The following is a 12,374-nucleotide window of genomic DNA, read 5'->3' as shown; positions in this document are numbered from 1 at the left end:
CTCATGCCGGCGCATGCTTCCCCCAATGCTTCGCTGCTTATCGCCAATGTCAAACCCGTAGCCTTCGGCGCTGACGGCCATGTGGGACCAATCGACATTCTGGTCGGCCCGGATGGCACGATCTCGACCGTTGGCACGAACCTCTCACAAGAGGGCGCCGGAGAGGTGATCGATGGCAAAGGCGCATGGATTTCACCCGGCTGGGCCGACCTGCATGCCCATGTCTGGCACGGCGGCACGGATATTTCCGTTCGTCCCAATCTGTGCGGCGTGCAACGCGGTGTGACCACCATCGTCGATGCAGGTTCAGCGGGCGAGGCTAATTTTCACGGCTTTCGCGAATATATTATCGAACAATCGCGTGAGCGCATTAAAGCCTTCCTCAATCTCGGTTCCATCGGCCTTGTCGCCTGCAACCGCGTCAGCGAACTGAGTGACATCCGCTCCATCGATCTCGACCGTATCGTCGCCTGCTACGAAGCCAATCGGGACCATATTGTCGGCATTAAGGTTCGGGCAAGCCATGTCATCACCGGCTCATGGGGCGTCACGCCGGTCAAGGTCGGTAAGAAGATCGCCAAAATCCTGAAGATCCCGATGATGGTGCATGTCGGCGAGCCGCCCGCGCTCTATGACGAAGTGCTGGAAATCCTCGGCCCCGGCGATATCGTGACCCATTGCTTCAACGGCAAGGTCGGCAGCAGCATCATCGAAGACGAGGACTTGTTCCAACTGGCCGAACGCTGCGCGAGAGACGGCATTCGCCTCGACATCGGCCATGGCGGGGCGTCTTTCTCGTTCAAGGTCGCGGAAATCGCAATTGAGCGCGGCCTGTTGCCTTTCTCCATTTCGACCGATGTACATCTGCGCAGCATGAACCAGTCGGTCTGGGATCTCGGCACGACCATGTCAAAGCTCCTAAGTGTCGGCATGCCGTTTGAAAAGGTCGTGGAGGCGGTGACGCATGCTCCGGCAGAAGTCATCCGTCTGCCCATGAATGATCTGCTGAAGCCTGGGGCGCGGAGTGAATTCACCATATTCGACCTTGTCGATTCCGAACTGACCGTGACGGACTCGCTCGGCCACAAAGCGGTTCTCAACCGGCTTTTCGAGCCGCGATACGCCGTCATCGGCGGCGACGTCTTCCCGGCAAACCGTTACCAGCCTGATGCGGTCGGCTGTGCCGGTCACAGTCATGGCCATGATTGCCGCTGATCCTATTGAGAAAGAGCGCGGCAGCCGATCCAGCGCCGCAGAATGACAGGAGTTCCCGTGTCGACCCGCATCGCAAATTCAACGACCGGCCAGGAGATCGATCCTTACAAGCGTCTCGAGGCTCTCGGCATCCAACTTCCCGAAGCGCCGCCGCCGATCGCCAACTTCGTGACGCACGTGCAAGAGGGCAATGTGCTCTATTTGTCTGGCCAGGGACCGCTTGGAACCGACGGGACCCTGTGCAAGGGGAAGGTCGGGACCACCGTGTCCATCGAAGAGGCTTACCGGCATGCGCGTTTGACGGGGATCAACCTTCTCGCCGTCATGCATCAGGCTTTAGGCGACCTCAACCGGGTCAAACGCGTCGTCAAGCTGCTGGGCATGGTCAATGCCGAGCCGGACTTCGGTGAACATCCCCGCGTCATCAACGGCTGCTCGGATCTTTTCATCGAAGTATTCGGTCAGACCGGCCACCATGCACGCTCGGCAATCGGGGTGGGCTCGCTTCCCAACAATATTTCCGTCGAGATCGAAGCCATCGTCGCCCTGCATGAATAGGGCGGCTCCAGGAAACATGTCGACCGGTTTTCTACTCGCAAGAACGGCCCGGCAAAGAACCAGGATGGATCAATGATTGCGCCAGCCCATCGCCTTCTCGATCCGCTCGGCGGATTGCCGGACACTTTCGGTGTAATGTGCCGGGTTTTCCGCGATCTTCTGCTCAGGCAGCACGATCGAAATGGTCGCGACGCAGACACCCTTTTCATTGCAGACCGGCGAGGCGATACAGGCGACCGCATAGTCGGACTCTCCAGCCTGGATGGAAAGCCGTTGAGCGAAGGCGCGCTTGGCCGCATCAGAAAGGGTTTGCGGGTCGGTATCTGCGCGACCGGTGGGCGAAGCTGTGGCGCAGCGTCTGAACAAGGCCAACCGTTCGTCGTCGGGCAGATGGCCAACCAACAGACGTCCCGATGCCGTCCAGTTGAGGGGAACGCGGGTTCCGACCCGCGAAGTGACCTGGAAATGGCCGGGGCCGTCGGCCATCGCGAGAACTTGCATGTGATCACCGTCCAGCCCGCAAAGCTGGATCGTTTCGCCGATATGGCGGCAAAGTTCGTGCATTTCACCGTTGGCGACGCTCAGAAAATCCAGCGAGCGCGCATAGGCGAGGCCGTAACGGTAAAGGCGATCGCCCAACCAGAGATTGCCGTCGGATCCGCGCGACAGCATGCCCTTCTCGACCATGTCCTCCACGATGACATAGACGGTGGAAAGCGGCGCGCCGATGGACTTGGCGATAGCGTAGGCGCCGCTTGGACGCCCGGTATCGCAGAGGAAATCGAGCACCTGCAATACCCGGTCGATGCCACTGACACGCGAGCGGCGGGCGGCCTTTTCGGCAGCGGACGCAGGTTCGGTTTTAAGAGCGGGTTCAGGGGGCATGAAATGGCTCCGTCGAAGCTTTGGTTGCGACACAATATTCCCGCGGCGCGATTGCCGTTTGTTACATAAAACCGAAGTAAATACCAGATTTATGGAATAATCCGCCACAATGTGAACGCCGAGCCGTCGGCGCATCGGTCGGGAGATGAAGATGACCAATGTAAATATTCGCAACATGCTTGGACTGCGCGAAGTCGTCAACGTTTCGGGCACGATGACCGGGCTTGGCGCCTCCATCGCGGTGCCTGAAGTGGCGGAGGCGATGAGCCGTATCCTGCCGCAATTCGTGGAGATCAATGATCTTCAGCGCAGGGCGAGTGCAGTGATTGCCCGGCTGACGGGAGCAGAAGCCGGCTTCGTTACTGCCTCTTGCTCGGCTGGTATCACGCTTGCTGTTGCGGGCTGCATGACGCAGGACAATCTCGCTGCTATAGAGCGTCTGCCGGATACGACCGGGCTGAAGAACGAGATCATCGTGCAGATGGGCCATGTGGTGAGCTACGGCGCGCCGGTCGATCAGGCGATCCGCATCACCGGAGCCAAGCCGGTGCTGATTGGGCAGGCGACCAGCGCTTTTGAACATCATCTGGAGGGCGCGATCAACGAACGTACCGCAGCGGCTGTCTACGTCGTCTCGCATCATGTGGTCAATTACGGCCTTCTGGAACTGACCCGCTTCGCGGAAATCTGCCATGAGCGCAATGTTCCGGTGATCGTCGATGCCGCATCAGAATATGATCTGCGTGGTTTTCTCGAAGCCGGCGCCGACGTGGTGCTCTATTCAGGCCACAAATTCCTCGGCGGTCCGACCAGCGGCATTGTGGCCGGCCCGAAAGAAATGGTGCGCAATACCTTCCTTCAGAACGCTGGCATAGGGCGCGGCATGAAGGTCGGAAAGGAGAGCATCTACGGCGTCATGGCGGCGCTCGAGGCCTGGGAAAGGCGCGATCATGCCGCCATTCGCGCGCGCGAAAAATCCTATCTCGACCTCTGGCGCGAGGCGCTCGGCGCCTATGGCGGAGTAAGTGCGGTGATCGAGGCCGATCCCACCCACAATCCGCTTGATCGCCTGCGCGTGACCATCGACCCAACAGTCGCGCATATCACCGCCTGGGATCTTGTCGATGCCTTGGCGCGGGGCAATCCGCCTGTCATCGCGCGAGACCACGAGGTGGAGCATCATTACTTCTATCTCGACCCCTGCAATCTGCATCCAGGCCAGGAAGAGGTGGTCGCCAAACGCCTTGGCGAGGAACTCGACAAGGCACGCGCATCCAATGAGATCATCGCGACGTCGCTTAGCGACCGCAACCGGCGCCGTTTCGACACTCTTCGCCGCTGGCCCGATTGAGCTATTGTCTTCCTCAAGATTGAACTGGCTCTGGGGCAAAGATCTGCCGAACAATGTGGAATGAGACAGGAATAGAGATCATGACCCTGAATGACACCGTTAAGCCTGTGCTCTCAGTGGAGAATCTCACTACGTCCTTTCTGGTGGACGGTGCCTGGAAGCCGGTGGTGCGCGATATCTCCTTTACCGTCAATCCAGGTGAGACCGTAGCGGTCGTGGGTGAATCCGGCTCGGGCAAGAGCGTGACCTCGCTTTCGATCATGCGGCTCCTGCAGAAGGACACCAGCCGCATCGAAGGTCGTATCATGCTCAACGGGCGCGATATCCTAGCGCTCGACGAACCGATCATGCGGCAGGTGCGTGGCAGCGAAGTGTCGATGATCTTTCAGGAACCGATGACTTCGCTCAATCCGCTCTTCACTATTGGCGAACAGATTTCCGAGGCGCTGATCTGCCACACGCCGATGAGCCGAGAGGAAGCACGCGCCGAAACCATCCGCCTGCTTGAGCGCGTGCGCATCCCGTCTGCCTCTTCGCGTTTCGATGAATATCCGCATCGCTTTTCCGGCGGCATGCGCCAGCGCGTGATGATCGCGATGGCGCTTGCCGCGCGTCCCAAGCTCTTGATCGCCGATGAGCCGACGACCGCGCTCGACGTGACAATCCAAGGGCAGATCCTCGATCTCATCAAGACTTTACAGCAGGAAGAGGGCACCTCCGTCCTCTTCATCACCCATGATATGGGTGTGGTGGCCGAGATTGCCGATCGCACCGTGGTCATGTTCCGCGGTGATGCGGTGGAGAGTGGTCCAACCTCCGACATATTCCACAACTCACGCCATCCCTATACGCGGGCGCTTTTGTCGGCAGTGCCCATGCTCGGCTCCATGAAGCCCTATTCTCATCCGCTGCGCTTTCCCGATCTCGATCCAAAGACAGGTCTGCCCGAGGAGCCGGTTGTGTCGCCGGATACGGTGGACCACGCTGCGCCACCGGTGCTTGAGGTGAAGAATCTGGTCAAGCGTTTCGATATCCATGCCGGCCTGCTCGGCCGTCTGCAGGGGCGGGTGCATGCCATTGAGAATATAAGTCTCACCCTGCAACCGGGTGAAACCCTGTCGCTCGTTGGGGAATCCGGCTGCGGCAAATCCACGACTGCCCGTGCCATCATGCGCCTGATCGCGCCGCAGGGAGGATCGGTCAAAGTCGATGGCGAGGAGGTGCTGCGGCTCGACAGCAAGGCGCTGCGTCAAATGCGCCACAAGATGCAGATGATCTTTCAGGACCCCTTCGCCAGCCTCAATCCGCGTATTCGGGTGGGCGAGGCCATTGCCGAGCCCTATCTCGAGCACCGTATGGGCACAAAGGTCGAGGCCCGTGCAAAGGTGGCGGATCTCCTGCAGCGTGTCGGCCTGCAGCCCGATATGGCCGATCGTTTCCCGCACGAGTTTTCCGGCGGCCAGCGGCAGCGCGTCTGCATCGCCCGCGCATTGGCCATGGATCCGAAAATCATCGTCGCGGACGAATCCGTCTCAGCGCTCGACGTTTCGATCAAGGCGCAGGTCATAAACCTGATGCTCGAACTACAGGCGAGCCTCAAGCTTGCCTATCTGTTTATCAGCCATGACATGGCCGTTGTGGAGCGCGTCAGCCATCGCGTGGCGGTCATGTATCTGGGCGAAATCGTCGAGATCGGCAAGCGGTCGGAAATCTTCGAAAACCCGCAGCATCCCTATACGAAAAAACTGCTGTCTGCGGTGCCAATCCCCGATCCGGAACGTCGACATCTGCGCCACATGATGGAGGTGGAAGAGTTGAAGAGCCCGATGCGGCCCGTCGACTATGTGCCACCGCAGCGCAATTATCGTCAGCTTAGCGACCATCATTTCGTGCAGGCGTGATGAAGAGCTCTCCAATGTGAGCTTTTTGTCCGCACACAGCAACCCGAGGCCGGATCTAGGGCATTCGGCCGCATCGCGACATCACAACGACCTGGCGCGACAGTCGCTAAGCCGATATTAAGCCGCTCATCCCCATTTTACCTCACCCTTTACGACCTTGGCACCCAGTTCAAGGGAACCGACATCGGCGAGATTGGGATATCGCTTTGTCATCGCGGCGATCAAAGCTGCGCTGTCCTTGGCCTTCTGTTCTTCCTCATGGAAGGCGACAAGGTAGTCTCGCGTGAACTTGACGGCATCAAGCCCCTGCGGCGCGCCCTCCGTCTGATGGGCGGGGACGACGATCTCCGGCTTGCGTGCCGCCAGTTCGTCAAGCGCCTTGATCCATGCCTGGCGCTTTTCAGGAGTGGCCTCGTCGGCGACCCAGACATGAATGCCTGAGGATACCAGCACGCCGCCGAATATGGCCTTGAGGGAAGGAACCCACAAATAGCGGCGATCATGCATGTCGGGAATGTCGACGATCTCGATCTTTTCGCCGTCGAGCTCGAGTACCTTCAGATCCGACGCAGTCGGAATGACGACATCGGCCAATTTCTGCGGACCGTTTTCCTTCAGTTGTGGTCCCCAAGTGGCGAGCTTGCCTTCCACATTGGCATGGATGGCCGCAACCGTGGCAGGCTTGGCAATGACCTTCGCATCTGGAAAAGCGTCAACGATCGGCCGGAGGCTGAAGTAATAATCGGGATCATTGCAGCTCACATAGATGGTACTCAACTGCTTACCCGTCGACTTGATGGCGTCTGCGACGGCGCGCCCGTCGGAAAGGGTGAAGCCGCCGTCGAGGAGGATCGCCTCCTTCTTTCCGGTGAGCAACACGGGCGTGCGGCGAAAGCCTGTCTCGGGCGCCTGGAAATATTGCCAGTTGAGCTTTGCACCTGCGGCGCGGGAGGCAGCCATGGAGATAATCGAGATGGTGCTGGCGGCAAGCGAAAGTTTCAGTGCGTCACGTCTGGTAAACATGCTGGTTCCTTTATCGTTCGCGGGGGTCAAGCGGCTTTCAGATGTGCCACGAGGTTGTCATAGCTGCTGAACAGAGCACTGGCGTCGAGAAGGCGCTGTTGCCCGTTTCTTTCGATCGCAAGCGCCGGAACTCCGTTCGCGCCAAGCCGGCGAAACAGATCCTGACCCTGCGCGATGAGGTGCCGATTGCTGGCAAGGAGTTCGTCCGGCGCTTCGATCAGCAGGCTTGCTGCGTCTGCGAGACCTTCGGAGGCGAGCAGATCGGCGAGGACAGGCAGACTGGTGACGTCGAGCCCCGTCACATAGCGGGCATGCTGTATGACGCGCAGCGCATCGAAGCGCCGGCGATAGTCCACAATGCCGGTCGCTGTGATAGCAAGGGTGGCGGCGCCGGAGTCGAACAGCGAGCCTGCCTTATTCAAGACCTTGGAGTGATAGTCCTCGGAAAACGGCTGGCCGCTCAGACGTTCGATGCGCTGATCGTTCGACCAGGCATAGGCTGCAAACGTTGCATCCATCTCGCGGGCACCGGATCCGGAAAACAGGCCAGTCGGCAGAAGGCGGACGTCGATGCCCGCCGACAGCAGGCGCTCGATCATCGGGCTTGCGCCATAGCACCAGCCGCACAAGGGGTCGAAGAGATAGGTAGCTGACAATTCCTGCATGGCTCGGGTCCTCTGTTTAAAGCAGGATGCCGAAAAGTGTATGCGGTTTTCGCACGACATCATGCTCTACTTCTTTGATTCTAGAGCCGGATCATCTCAGCTCTTGCCGTGTGGATAAATATCAGTCAATCGTACAAACCGTATGATCTGATCAAACAATGACATGAGCGAGCTCCTTAATCTCAACAGGCTGGTTTTCTTCACCTCCGTCGTGGAGACGGGGTCGTTCACGGCCGCAGGCGAGCGGCTTGGCGTCGCCAAGGCCGTGGTCAGCCACCAGGTGGCGCGCCTGGAGGAGGAACTTGGCGTCTCATTGCTGATGCGGACGACACGGCGGCTGCATGCAACTGAAGAAGGACGGGTGTTCTACGACCGCTGCGTGATCATCCTGCGGGAAGCGGAAGCCGCCTATGGAGAAATGTCCCTACATGCGAGCGAACCTGCCGGCACTCTGACGCTGACCGCACCATTGGATTATGGCGCCGCAGTCGTTGCCTCGGTGGTTGCTGCCTATCGCGATCGCTTCCCGCAAATGCGCGTCGATCTCATATTCGACGACAGCGTGATTGACCTCGCCAATGGCCAGGTGGATCTGGCTATCAGGGTTGGGTGGCTCACAGATATGAGCAACAAGGCGCAGCGCCTTGGTACTTTCCAGCAATATCTGGTGGCGACGCCGGGGCTCGCGGCACGCTTCCCCAAGACCATGGAGCCCGCCGATGTGTCGGCGCTGCCGTGGATCGAGAACGCCGTTCTGCGCCAGCCGCTGCGCTGGGTCTTTTCCAAAGAAGGGCGCCAATCGGAGATCGTCGAGATGCGCTCCGCGGTGCGCGCGGACAAGACACCCTCTGCCTATGCCTGTGTGAAGGCCGGCATCGGTGTTTCGGTGTTCCCAGACTATATGGTCGTCGATGATATCGCGACCGGACGCTTACAGCGCCTGGTTCCGGAGTGGACGCTGCCTGCCGGCGGAATCCATGCTGTGCTGCCGATTGCCCGCTTTCGTCCCGCCAAGGTGAGACGATTCATCGAGATGATGCAGGCCGCCGAGAGAGGCCGGCGCAGTCACGCCTGACACTGGCGCGAGTTTTCGATCGGCCTCACAACATTCTTGCGAAAAATCAGTCTGTTGATCTAAACTAGCAGTTGGGAACGATCCGAAAGCACGACGGAGTCAGTGCCATGAACAGGGCCTTTTCTCGCAGGGATTTTCTGAAAGCAAGTGTGGCTGCAGGCGTTGCGATCAAGGTAACGTTTCTTGCGCCTGCGGCCGAGGCACGGCTGATCGAGACGCCGCCCCGACCCGGCCCCGACTGGCTGAACAACGCAGGCAAGCCGAAATACCGGCTTGATGCCATCGCCAAGGTCACCGGTGAAAAGACCTTCTCACGCGACTATCGTGCGCGCGACCTCGAAGGATGGCCAAAGGAACAGTCGCATGCCTTTCTGCTGCATGCGACGAGAACGGACCTCGCTTTTGCCGGTATAGACCTCAAGGTGCTCGGTGAGGATCTGAAGCCGGATCGCATGGTGCTGCACGAGGATCTGGCGGCCGACGGCGTCGAAATTCCGGTGCCGGGTTTTTATGGTGACGTCTTTCTGGTGCCGAAGGGGCAGACGGCGCGCCTGCTTGGCCAGCCCGTGGCTCTGCTCATCTATCACGACTTCGCCCGCTATGACGCGGCCAAGCGCTTAGTACGCTTTGACGACCGTGTGGTCCAATATGGTGAAAAGGCGGCATCCACCACACCCGGTCCTTACGCCTCTGCGCGCTATGTGCGTATCGACGGGGGCGATCCCGCTGCGGAGGACCGCTATTCATCCCTCAAGGACACGGTGATCCGAGCCGGCTTCAAGGGTGATGAGCCGCAATGGCCGGCCCCCGGTGACAGCGACGCCATGGCGCGCGGCATGGCGGCAGCTGCCGAAATCGAACGGGAAATCGCAACAGCTGGTGGCGATGTATTGGTCCTGAAACGTCATTTCTTTTCTCAGTCGACGGATGCCTCTGCGATGGAGGCCGACAACGGCAATGTCTGGTATGATCCCACAAGTGGAATTCTGCATGCGATGATCGCGACGCAGTCGCCTTATGAGGTCGCCGAGGTTGCAGCTCATATGGTCTCGAAGTCGAAATATCCTCTGAAGGAAGTGGATCTTCGCGTCGGCTATACTGTCGGCTACGGTACCAAGGATCACGCGATCTTCCCATTCTACTGTGTCCTAGCTGGGCTCTACGGCAACGGTCATCCGGTGCGTCTCGCCAATGATCGCTACGAGCAGTTTCAGATGGGGCTGAAGCGCCATGCGTTCTGGATGGACAATGTCCTAGTCGTCGACCGCAAGACCGGGCAGTTTCGTGCCATGACCGGTGTCTATAAGAACGATGGTGGCGGCCGCGAGAATTTCTCTCCCTCTGTCGGCGCGGTCGGGGCGACCGCGGCACAAGGGATATACTACCTGCCGAAAAGCGATTTTTCGGCGGCGGCGGTCGCGTCTCGGGCAGTCGACGCCGGCTCGACCCGCGGCTACGGCACGCTCCAAACCATGTCGGCAACCGAGATGATGGTCGATGAGGTGGCTGAGTTGATCGGCATTGATGTCATGGACCTGCGGCTAAAAAACGTCCTGCGTTCGGGCATGAAGAACCAACAGGGTGCCGTTCCCGCCGGCGCCATGCGCCATGAGGAGATTATTCGCAGAGCGCGCGCGCATCCGCTATGGCGCGATCGGCAGAAGAAGAAAGAGGCGTTCGACGCGGCCAATCCAGGCAAGAAATATGGTGTCGGCTACGGACATGTCCACAAGGACTATGGGACCGGCGCAGAGGCTGCGCTTGCCACGATCGAGTTTGATGCCAAGGGGCGGCTGAAGCTCGTCCATGTCGCCCATGAAATCGGCACGGGTGCGACGACATCGCAGGCCATCATGGTGGCCGATATTCTCGGCGTAGCGCCCGATGATACCGAATATGGCAAGGTGCGCTGGCCGCAAATGCCACTGGAAACCACCGATCAGCCCTACACAATGTCACAGGACGAGGAGAACCAGCGGATGCGCAATCCGCGCTGGACCCCTTCCTTCACATCGCCAATGAGCGCGTCTAACAGCGTCTACTATCTCGGCCATGCTACGCGCGAGGCGGCGCAGGCCCTGATCGATCTTGCGATTTGGCCAGCGGCTCAGGCGCTATGGTCTCGAGGCATCGGCGGCGGACAGATTGCGCCCGAGGCGGTGCGGCGGCGCGACCTGCGGCTCGCGGGCGGAATAGTCAACGCCGCCGGACTGCAACCGCTAACCTTTGCAGAGGTCGCGGCCGAAGCGCATCGACAGGGGCTGGTCACCGGCGTGACGGTCCATACCTTCAATCGTTGGCAATGGGCAGAAGCGGAGTTCGACCTCGGCACGCTCGGGCAGCATCGTTTCGCCATTGACGCCTTGGCCGTGCGCTATGGTGATGGCGCTCCGGCTGACCGCAAGGCGCTGATGACGCTGGATGGGTGGCAGTTCGTCGACCGCAAGAGCGTTGATTACCCACAGGTCCAGCGCAACAATGCCGGTGTAACCTACTATACTCCTATGGCGACGCTTGCCGAGATTGTCGTCGATACCGCAACGGGTGACGTATCCCTGCTTTCGCATCACTCGATCATGGATTGCGGCCGGCAGATCGTGCCGGAACTTGTTTCGGGACAGATCCAGGGTGGCCTTGCCATGGGCATCGGCCATGCCCTTAAGGAGTTCCTGCCGCTCTATGAGGATGGTCCGGGCGATGGCACGTGGAACTGGAACCGCTACGAGCTTCCGATGGCACAGGATGTTGCCGTATGGTCGCAGACCTACGAGATCCTGCCGCCGCTCTCTGAAACCGACACGCCCAAGGGAATGGCCGAGGTCGTCATGATCGCCGTCGTCCCGGCGATCGCCAACGCCGTCGCGCATGCCATCGGCAAGCGGTTCTACAGCCTGCCAATCACCTCGGACAATATTCTGGAGGCGCTGTCATGACCCTTTCGTCAAAGCAACTGTCGCTCACCATCAATGACAAGGCCGTAGGCCCGATCGACGTGCCCGAAGCAATGATGATGCAGGACTTCCTCTATGAATACCTCAATCTGACGGGCTCGCGCATGGGGTGTGGCCAGGGCATCTGTCATGCCTGCACCGTCATCGTCGAAAGGGATGATGGTGTGCTCGAAGAGATGCGCACCTGCATTGTTGGTGCCCACTGGTTCGCCGGCCGCAAGGTCAGAACCGTGGAGGGACACGCCAAGCGTGACGCCAATGGCGCGATCACGGAACTGTCACCGGTACAACAGGCCTTCATCGAGCATTTTTCCTTTCAGTGCGGCTATTGCACGCCCGGGTTCGTGACGGCTGCAAGCGTCCTCCTGGATAAGCTCAGGCGTGAGCCGGTCAGGCGCGCTGAACTCGAACAGGCGATCACGAATGCACTCGGCAGCCACATCTGTCGCTGTACCGGCTATGTCCGTTATTTCGAGGCAGTGCGCGATCTTGCCCTTCAGACCCCCGGTTTGGTGAAGGCGTAGTGCGATCATGATCAGAAAATTGTTTTGGACCATAGCCGGTGCGGTCGTCCTGGGCGCCGTTGTCGCAGGCGCTATTTTCCTGGGACTGTTTGAGAAGAGCGTGGTCGGAAAGGACATCGACCAGGCTTTGACGAGCGATCAGATGAAGGATCTTGCCAAGCGCGGCGCCTATGTCGCGGTGGCCGCGGACTGTTATGCCTGCCACACCGCGAGGGGCGGGGCGCCA

The 12,374-nt window shown here is 59.7% G+C and carries 10 protein-coding genes and 1 pseudogene; 8 read left to right on the top strand and 3 right to left on the bottom strand.

The annotated features are described in order from the left end of the window. The first annotated feature begins 3 nt into the window (after nt 1-3). On the top strand, nt 4-1,215 hold the full coding sequence (locus QD461_RS32175; protein WP_414091130.1) for an amidohydrolase/deacetylase family metallohydrolase: 1,212 nt from the start codon (nt 4-6) through the stop codon (nt 1,213-1,215). A 42-nt stretch (nt 1,216-1,257) separates the two neighbouring features. Next, the gene (locus QD461_RS32170) at nt 1,258-1,773 is read left to right on the top strand and encodes a RidA family protein (protein ID WP_414091129.1); all 516 of its coding nucleotides are present in this window, start codon (nt 1,258-1,260) and stop codon (nt 1,771-1,773) included. A 69-nt stretch (nt 1,774-1,842) separates the two neighbouring features. Here QD461_RS32170 and QD461_RS32165 read toward each other — a convergent pair whose 3' ends face one another. Further along, nucleotides 1,843-2,658 carry an IclR family transcriptional regulator gene (locus tag QD461_RS32165; protein WP_414091128.1) on the bottom strand — a complete coding sequence of 272 codons (816 nt, stop codon included), beginning with the start codon at nt 2,656-2,658 and terminating at the stop codon, nt 1,843-1,845. Nucleotides 2,659-2,809: 151 nt separating this feature from the next. On the opposite strand from QD461_RS32165, the gene QD461_RS32160 reads away from it, so the two are divergent. Beyond that, nucleotides 2,810-4,009 carry an aminotransferase class V-fold PLP-dependent enzyme gene (locus tag QD461_RS32160; RefSeq protein WP_414091127.1) on the top strand — a complete coding sequence of 400 codons (1,200 nt, stop codon included), beginning with the start codon at nt 2,810-2,812 and terminating at the stop codon, nt 4,007-4,009. An 80-nt stretch (nt 4,010-4,089) separates the two neighbouring features. Next, on the top strand, nt 4,090-5,910 hold the full coding sequence (locus QD461_RS32155; RefSeq protein ID WP_414091126.1) for an ABC transporter ATP-binding protein: 1,821 nt from the start codon (nt 4,090-4,092) through the stop codon (nt 5,908-5,910). A 126-nt stretch (nt 5,911-6,036) separates the two neighbouring features. On the opposite strand, the gene QD461_RS32150 is transcribed toward QD461_RS32155, so the two are convergent. Together QD461_RS32150 and QD461_RS32145 are read right to left on the bottom strand one after the other, a co-directional pair. After that, the gene (locus tag QD461_RS32150; RefSeq protein WP_414091125.1) at nt 6,037-6,933 is read right to left on the bottom strand and encodes an MBL fold metallo-hydrolase; all 897 of its coding nucleotides are present in this window, start codon (nt 6,931-6,933) and stop codon (nt 6,037-6,039) included. Nucleotides 6,934-6,959: 26 nt separating this feature from the next. Beyond that, nucleotides 6,960-7,598 (bottom strand): DsbA family protein, encoded by a 639-nt coding sequence (locus QD461_RS32145; RefSeq protein WP_414091124.1) that lies wholly within the window; start codon nt 7,596-7,598, stop codon nt 6,960-6,962. A gap of 163 nt (nt 7,599-7,761) precedes the next feature. Between QD461_RS32145 and QD461_RS32140 the strand changes: the two genes are divergently transcribed. The 4 genes and pseudogenes from QD461_RS32140 to QD461_RS32125 form a co-directional block, all read left to right on the top strand. Then, the gene (locus QD461_RS32140; RefSeq protein ID WP_414091123.1) at nt 7,762-8,673 is read left to right on the top strand and encodes a LysR family transcriptional regulator; all 912 of its coding nucleotides are present in this window, start codon (nt 7,762-7,764) and stop codon (nt 8,671-8,673) included. A 107-nt stretch (nt 8,674-8,780) separates the two neighbouring features. Beyond that, a complete protein-coding gene (locus QD461_RS32135) occupies nt 8,781-11,606 on the top strand; it encodes a xanthine dehydrogenase family protein molybdopterin-binding subunit (protein WP_414091122.1) in 2,826 nt (941 codons plus the stop codon). Further along, on the top strand, nt 11,603-12,148 hold the full coding sequence (locus QD461_RS32130) for a (2Fe-2S)-binding protein (protein WP_414091121.1): 546 nt from the start codon (nt 11,603-11,605) through the stop codon (nt 12,146-12,148). The genes QD461_RS32135 and QD461_RS32130 overlap by 4 nt, the downstream gene beginning before the upstream one ends. A gap of 7 nt (nt 12,149-12,155) precedes the next feature. After that, nucleotides 12,156-12,374 (top strand): annotated as a pseudogene (locus tag QD461_RS32125) (cytochrome c); the annotation flags it as partial.

Origin of the sequence: Rhizobium sp. BR 314, from assembly GCF_047445805.1 — a bacterium.
Taxonomy (GTDB): domain Bacteria; phylum Pseudomonadota; class Alphaproteobacteria; order Rhizobiales; family Rhizobiaceae; genus Rhizobium; species Rhizobium lusitanum_B.
Note: the sequence above shows the minus strand (reverse complement) of the source record. Positions and strands in the feature narration are given on the sequence as shown.